This is a genomic window from Vibrio sp. 1F169, assembly GCF_041439605.1.
Lineage (GTDB): Bacteria > Pseudomonadota > Gammaproteobacteria > Enterobacterales > Vibrionaceae > Vibrio > Vibrio tasmaniensis_A.
In genome coordinates, this window is record NZ_JBGOOI010000058.1 from 22,515 (window position 1) to 30,091 (window position 7,577).

A 7,577-nucleotide genomic window follows, 5' to 3' on the forward strand; every position below is an offset into this window, starting at 1 on the left:
ATCACACTTCAATTTAATCCCGAATTCAGCTGCGAAGTGCGACACTCGCCAATATCAAGCAGCAATGCCATTTCTTTAAAGACAATCGCTGGTTGCTTGAAATCTAAACGCTTTTTCGAACGAAAATTTATCCGCGATAAAGTGAATTCAATATCGCTATCTGTTACCGTTGTGAGGTCGATTCCTTTCTTCACATATTGCCTTAAAAGACCGTTAGTACTCTCATTGGCTCCACGCTCCCAAGAACTATAAGGATGGGCAAAGTAAACATCAGCCTCCAACGCCTTTGCGATGGTTTCATGACCTGTAAACTCTCTCCCGTTATCTGCCGTGATGGTATGGACATGTTCCTTATAAGGCATGAGTAGCTCGATGGTGGCTTTGATGACATCATCTGCTGACTTCGATGGCACTTTCTTGACCACGTAAAATCGTGTTTTACGCTCTAAAATTGTCATCATAGCACCAGTGCCATGTTTGCCTAATACGGTGTCGATTTCCCTATCACCCAATCGCTCCTTGCTGTCAGCGATTCTTGGCCTATCATCGATAGAAACAGCATTCTTGATCGCTGGCGCTTTCTCTTTTCTACCGCGACGATACCGCTTGTGACCTTGCCTCAAGTGGCGATATAACTTGCCTCCCAGGCATTTATCCTGTGCAACAAATCGGTAAATCCACTCATGGCTGACAGCGGCACCGACTCTAGTTAATACACTGGAAATCTGCTCTGGACTCCAATCCGATTCTAAAAAGAGGCGGATAAAATCAACACGCTCCTTTGGTATTCTATATTTATGTGCTGATGTGCGTTTTTTGATTGAGAATACTTGAGCTTCGTTTGGCCAATAATGACTGCCATTGCTGCCACGTTTAAGCTCCCGATAGACCGTCGAGCGATGGCACTGAACGGTTTTAGCAATTTCAGAAACTGCCCCCGTTCCAAAAGAGCAGAAATCTTATATCTTCTGTCTTCGGTCAACTGCTGATAATTAATGGTGGTACTGCTTGTTTCTTTGGCGAGAAGAGCGTACTACTTTCAGCAGTTGGCTGCCTCTTCTACACCTTCTCGTAAATGTTACATCGAAAAATTCTTTGATGGTGACTATGTCTCAGTAGCTGTTGCGCCAATGCCTTTCAGTGGCAGTTCACCAATTTTATTTAGTCGCGTACGCCTACCCATTACTTCGATGAGCTTGTCCTGACCTTTGCTAATCCAGCTCTAGTTGACTTTTATTGACTTAGCCGGAAGTACAGTGCTTCTGGAGGGGAACCTTTGAGCCTCTTGTATAATAAACCATTGTGATGCAACCCTTATTAACACCCACTACACTATAGCGAATATCCAATCCAGCTTCTACATAGACAATAATTTTGTGAGACTAAAGAAGTGTTCTCCGGCTTCAGCTTATCTGACTGTAGGCACAAGTAGTACATCTACCAGTACTACTTGTATATTGATTAAAGCTATTAACTAATCTCTCCTTTATTGTTTAGAATCACTTTCAGTTCCTTGGATCACTTCAATTATTTTTTTGGCTCTAGCTTCATATGTATGCTGTCTAACAAATTTTTGCGCGTTGTTAATTATCGGTAAGCGTACATTTTCATCTTGCGCTTTCTCAAGCACTAGTGAAAAGTCGCTCATATCTTCCTTAAACATAAGACAATTATCCCCATCCTTCATTATTCCATTATATGAATCAACTTTCGGGCATATTATTAATGTCCTGGAAGCCATGAGTTCAAAAAATCTAGTGTTAAATATGCCAATAGCTGAAGGTGTATTTAAAAAGCTCTTAAATCTTCTAAGAAATTTTGCATATTTATTCCCATGAGGAAGAAGGCTTTGTCCTAATAAATTTTTCGCACCAAACTCTGCCCAGTAAATATTATAACCTAGATATTTTTCTTTGAAAAAACTCTTTCTTAATATTACCTTTCTATCGTAATTTGATTTTAAGTTTTTATATTTATCTAAAAATATTTCATTTTTAACTTTACTTCTAAAGTCTAGGTGTTTCATATGTAAACCACCAGTAAAACCAAAGTCATAATCTTTCGGTTCGTTATTATAGCCAAACCTAGCTAAATCAACCGCAAAATGACTTTGAACAAATCTAATCCCTACTTCTTCCTCCCATAATTTAAAGTTAGGATGAACTGTTACAATAAGGTCAACACTTTGCAACTTTGCATAATCAAAACGCAGTTCTAATTTTTTATATTCTTTGTTTAGATAGTATATTTTTTTGACAGAATCGATTTTTTCTAATCTTATGTTGCAATGTGGGTCTACATTGTCATCTGATTCATCATCATCCCAACTAGTTGAAAAGACTATAATATCTAAATCTTCTTTTTTAAATGGTGATTTTTCTATAACCGAATCAATGTCATCATCATTATTATAACCAGGGTAGCCTGGACCATAAACAAAGCAATTGGTTGTTTTTTTCCAGCCTTTAACTATATCATTATGATAATAGCCGGATTTATATTTACTGTAATTTTTTGATAGTATTATAGTGTTCAAAATTAACCTTTATATAAATATCATGTGCTTTCGGCATTCCAAAAAGATAGAGAACTTCAGATTGAGACTAAATTTTATAATGCCTGAATTAAATTGCGAAGTGCGGCACTCTCCAATATCAAGCAGTCACTGCCATTTATTTAAAGATAATCGCTGATTGCTGAAGTCTAAACACTTTTTCGGTCGATAATTTATCCGTGATACAGCGAATTCAATATCGCTGTCTGTTACCGTTGTTAAGTTGGTTCCTTTCTTCACGACTGCCTTAAAAGCCCGTTAGTATTCTCATTGGCTCCACGCTCCCAAGAGCTATAAGGATGGGCAAAGTACACATCGGAATCCAACGCCTTTGCGATGGTTTCATGGCCCGCAAACCCTCTCCCATTATCTGCCTTGATGGTATGGATATGTTCCTTATAAGGCATGAGTAGTTCTATGGTAGCTTTAGTAACATCATCTGCTGATTTCGATGGCACCTTCTTGAACTCGTAAAATCGTGTTTTACGCTCCAAGATTGTCACCATAACACCTGTGCCATGTTTGCCTAATACGATGTCGATTTCCCAATCACCCAATCGCTTCTTACTGTCAACGATGCTTGGCCTATCATCGATAGAAACAGCATTTTGGATCGCTGGTGCTTTCTTTTTTCTACCGCGACGATACCGCTTGTGACCTTGCCTCAAGTGGCGATATAACTTGCCGCCTAAGCGTTTATCCTGAGCAACAAATCGATAGTTCCACTCATGGCTGACTACAAGAGCGACTCCAATTAATACACTGGAAATCTGCTCTGGAATCCAATCCGACTCTAAAAGGAGGTAGATAAAATCAACACACTCCTGAGGTATTCTATATTTACGCGCCGATGTGCGTTTTTTTGATTGAGAATACCTGGGCTTTGCTTGGACAATAATGACTGCCTTTGCTGCCGCATTTAAGCTCCTGATATACCGTAGAGAGATGGCACTGAATGGTTTTAGCTATTTCAGAAACCGAAACCTCCCGTTCCAATAGAGCTGAAATATGGTATCTTCTTCCCTCGGTCAACTGCGGATAATTCATGGTAGTACTGTTTGTTTCTTTGACGAGAAGAGCGTACCACTTTCAGTAGTTGGCTTCCTCTTCTACACCTTTCCATAAATGTCGTACTTATTATCTGAAATCGTGTGTACTATGTTAAATTTAAGAGTATAGAGCATAATTATTACACTCTATACTTCATGTCAGCCTTTTAAATATTATCGAACAGCACTACTCATTCCCGGGGTAAAATCAGCATCGTTCTCAATTAGCTCCCAGTTATCTTTGAACCACTGGACATTTTCTTTAAAGCCTTCTTCAAACGTAATCATTGGCTTATAACCAATCAAACGCTCCGCTTTATCAGTACAGGCTAACATTCTTTTTTTAGTATCCCATGTCCTTCTTGGTTTGAATTCGATGTTATCTTCATTAGATGCGGCAATATTTACAGCCTTAGCCATATCAGCAATAGATATTTCTCGGCCAGCAGATAAATTGAAATTCTCACCGATAGCATCATTATAAAAACCGGATTTAATCAAACCTTGCACAAGATCTAGAACATACGTGAAGTCCCTTGTTTCCGAACCATCTCCAGTAATCGGTAACGGTTTCTTTTTCATCGCCCAATAAATAAAATTTGGAATTACATTTCTGTATTGACCAGGGATTTCTCCAGGCCCATAAGAGTTAAAGAATCTACAATTTACAGTATTCAAACCATAATTATGGTGATAGAAGTTACAATACATTTCTCCCGTCATCTTATTAACCTGGTAAGGTGTTGTAAGATGCATCGAAATAAAGTCTTCTTTTACAGGCAACTGTGCAGAAGAACCATACACAGCACAGCCACTTGATGCATATACAAAGCGGCTAACACTTGCCAGTCTAGAGTACTCTAAAAGTTTAATTTGGCCAATAACGTCAACTTCTGCTGAAATTTCAGGATAGTCAACAGAGTTTTGGTTCGCAAAAAATGCAGCAAGGTGAAAAACGATATCTATATCTTCTTTAAAGACTCTTTTCATATCAACATCACTTCGAACATCACCTTTAACAAACATAACATTTGTTAAAGGTGTTATATTCCAATTAGACTCAGTTTTAGAGGAGCTCAAATTATCTAATATAACAACCTTACCATGTGGCCCGACTAACTTAGATAGCATAATTATTAAATTACTTCCAATAGCACCAGCACCACCAGTAACTAGTACGTTTTTATCAGTGTAATACTCCAATAAGTCACTATCAAAACCAACCTTATCAAAATACTCTTCTACAATTCTTAACCTTTGTTCGTATACAGGCTTCATATTTACTTTTCCATCATTTGGTTACTAAGTTGTCACAGATTTTTTCGCAAGTCTTACCATCACCATATGGGTTATGTGCAAAGCTCATCATTTGGTAAGCTGCTTTATTTGTTAGCAATACATTTAAATTGTCAACAATAGTCGTCACACATGCCCCTACTAACTTAACTGTCCCCGCTTCAACAGCTTCTGGCCGTTCTGTCGTATCGCGCATAACTAAAACTGGTTTCCCAAGGGAAGGAGCTTCTTCTTGAATACCACCAGAATCTGTCAAAATGATGTGGGAGCGCCCCATCAAATAGACAAAAGGTAAATACTGTTGTGGTTCTATTAAATAAACGTTGCTTATATCACCTAAAATGCGATTTACAGGTTCTCGAACATTTGGGTTTAAATGCACGGGGTATACAACCTGAACCTCTTGATGCATTTTAGCTATTCGAGCTAACGCCTCACATATACTTTCAAATCCCTTACCAAAACTCTCACGTCGGTGACCAGTGACTAATATTAATTTTTTACTGTCATCCAGAAAAGAAAACTGGCTTGAAAGCTCTGCGTTCAAAGCTTTGTCTGAATCAATTTTCCCCTTCACCATCAAGAGAGAATCTATAACTGTATTACCAGTCACGTAGATATCATCCACGCTGACGTTTTCTTTTAATAGGTTATCTTTTGAAGATTGAGTAGGTGCAAAGTGGTACTTAGTTAACGCACCAGTTAGGCGTCGATTGCCTTCTTCTGGCCACGGCGAGTACATATTACCGGTACGGAGGCCGGCCTCTACATGACCAACTTCAATTTGTTCATAATAAGCAGCTAAACTGGCAGCAAAAGTGGTTGCTGTATCACCATGAACCAACACAACGTCTGGCTCAAAATCTTGAAGAATCGGCTTTAATCCTTGAACAATGCGCGCTGTTACATCATTGAGTGTTTGACCGACTTTCATCAAATTTAAATCATAATCCGGCTTGATGTCGAATAGATCTAAAACTTGATCTAGCATCTCTCGGTGCTGAGCGGTTACGCAACACTTTGCTTCAAAGCGCTCATCAGCATCAAGAGCATGAACAAGAGGTGCCATTTTGATTGCTTCAGGTCGAGTGCCAAAGACCGTCAAGATTTTTTTCTTAGCCATAATAGAGTTGTCACTTATTTTACGTTGAAGGGAGCTATGCCCTTTAAAATTGAATTCAATAACCACAAAAACATCCCAGCTATTCTTCAGATCCTGAGACATTCTTCATCCGTTTTGAAACCGTAGGTTCTCGCCTATCTTACATTGAAACCTAGATTATACTTATTTATCAAAACACCCTATTTCTTTAAGTGTCCCGCTTAGGTATGCTACCGCCCTTAGGTCTAGCTCCTAAAGGCAATAACTTCACAGTTCAACCGCTTTAATGCAGTTTTTAATTCGAGCAAACTTTAACAAAGTAGGTGCAAATTAACCAGTTTAAATTTTATCTGGTTTGAACAAAACTCTAAGCAGGATAGACTTTGTTTCGTAATCAAATTTAGTGATAGAGCCATCCAGTTTCGTTTATCTTTCGGTCAACACAACAAACGAGCAGCTCCAGTTAGACTGGATACCGCATTAAGCGACGTATTGTTTTCAAACTTAACTGGGCTTAGATACCCAAGAGCCCTGTGCCTTCTTGTTCAATTATAATCGACTTCGACATATTCAAAAAGTGCTTGGCGCATCACTTCTCGCGTCATTATCGGTCGTATTGGACGGCTTCTTCTCAGCGACTGATGTGATGATATCGCTCAACACCGACATTGCTGATAAGCCGCGTTTTTTGCCGGTTTCGATAAGTGTATGAATACGACTACGGAATTTATCGCCTGCATCCGAGGTCGTTCCAAAGCTGATTTTCCTTTGAATGACAAAACCTCTAATACATCGCTCAGCTTCATTATTAGTTAAGGGGATTGAGGTTTTCTTGAGGAAACCCACAAGCTTTCTCTATGCTTGATCAGTAACTTGCATCGTCCCCGATACCGTTTGACCATAACATCTGTCCCTTTATTCAACCAATGATCGAACGATTTTTGTAGCCTGTGCATTCGCCGCAAATACAGTGAATAATCCAATTCACCTTGCTCGTAACGATGCTGAGTATGGAAAATGGCGTTCGTCAGCAAACAAAGATGTTTGCCAATATAGGCGGTGTGGCCACCGCCACTATAATCCGCCATTTGTTGAAGATTGCGCTTCACATGCGCCCAACATAAAAGGTGACGGTCTGCGGCTATCCAGTTATAGCTTGAGCACTGGTCGCTAACTACAATGCCTGTATAATCTTCATCAATGACCTTTTTCGCTGATGAGGCCGAGCGTGAATACAGTATTTGTTCATAGACAAGGTCATCACTGGCCACTAACCAACACCAACGAAGGCTTTGCTCATCATTTCTATGGTGAGAGGTTTCGTCGGCATGAATCAAAGGGGCTTTCTTTAACGCTTGTTTTATCGCTTGATGCAATGGAGTCAACATTGAAGCGACTTTAGTTTGCGCTTCGCTAATCGCACCGACCGAAAAGGTTGTGCCAAGCTGTCGGCGTTTTTCAAGGTAGTTGTCATCATTCGCTTGTTTACTAAGCAGCTTCTCTTTCTGGATTTAGGTGAATGTCACCAACAGGTTCACAGTTTCTGATATCACCTGGCCAGCGTTCAGGGTTTAGC

Annotated in this window: 3 protein-coding genes and 4 pseudogenes; all 7 read right to left on the reverse strand. The window is 39.5% G+C overall.

The genetic code is table 11. The features are described 5' to 3' along the window. Positions 1-8: 8 nt before the first annotated feature. A pseudogene (locus tag ACED53_RS17950) lies at positions 9-997 on the reverse strand (IS30 family transposase). A 489-nt stretch (positions 998-1,486) separates the two neighbouring features. After that, on the reverse strand, positions 1,487-2,536 hold the full coding sequence (locus ACED53_RS17955; protein ID WP_017100393.1) for a glycosyltransferase: 1,050 nt from the start codon (positions 2,534-2,536) through the stop codon (positions 1,487-1,489). Positions 2,537-2,662: 126 nt separating this feature from the next. Then, a pseudogene (locus ACED53_RS17960) lies at positions 2,663-3,601 on the reverse strand (IS30 family transposase). A 176-nt stretch (positions 3,602-3,777) separates the two neighbouring features. Then, positions 3,778-4,881 carry an NAD-dependent epimerase/dehydratase family protein gene (locus ACED53_RS17965; RefSeq protein ID WP_017100258.1) on the reverse strand — a complete coding sequence of 368 codons (1,104 nt, stop codon included), beginning with the start codon at positions 4,879-4,881 and terminating at the stop codon, positions 3,778-3,780. Between the two features lie 13 nt (positions 4,882-4,894). Then, positions 4,895-6,022 carry a non-hydrolyzing UDP-N-acetylglucosamine 2-epimerase gene (wecB, locus tag ACED53_RS17970; protein ID WP_029225409.1) on the reverse strand — a complete coding sequence of 376 codons (1,128 nt, stop codon included), beginning with the start codon at positions 6,020-6,022 and terminating at the stop codon, positions 4,895-4,897. Between the two features lie 416 nt (positions 6,023-6,438). Further along, positions 6,439-6,629, reverse strand: a pseudogene (locus tag ACED53_RS17975) (IS3 family transposase); the annotation flags it as partial. Then, positions 6,623-7,455: pseudogene (locus ACED53_RS17980) on the reverse strand (IS66 family transposase); the annotation flags it as partial. The pseudogenes ACED53_RS17975 and ACED53_RS17980, both read right to left, overlap by 7 nt. Between the last annotated feature and the right edge of the window lie 122 nt (positions 7,456-7,577).